Below are 253 nucleotides of genomic sequence, written 5' to 3' on the forward strand. Positions count from 1 at the left end.
GCGTGGACGCATGCGCCCGCTGAAGGTCTTCAACGATGCCTCCCGCTGGTTCGAACTGGAAGCGGAAAGCGACCAACCGCTGCACGAACTGGACGTGATCCTGATGCGCAAGGACCCGCCCTTCGATAACGAATTCGTCTATTCGACCTACCTGCTGGAACAGGCCGAGCGTGCCGGCGCCCTGGTGGTGAACCGGCCGCAGAGCCTGCGCGACTGCAACGAGAAGTTCTTCGCCACGCAGTTCACCCAGTGC

1 pseudogene is annotated in these 253 nt (G+C 62.5%); it reads left to right on the forward strand.

Annotation, left to right across the window (positions count from 1 at the left end):
* Positions 1-10: 10 nt before the first annotated feature.
* Positions 11-253: pseudogene (locus G5A07_RS21530) on the forward strand (glutathione synthase); the annotation flags it as partial.

This window comes from Stenotrophomonas sp. AS012628 (assembly GCF_010608305.1).
GTDB lineage: Bacteria > Pseudomonadota > Gammaproteobacteria > Xanthomonadales > Xanthomonadaceae > Stenotrophomonas > Stenotrophomonas geniculata.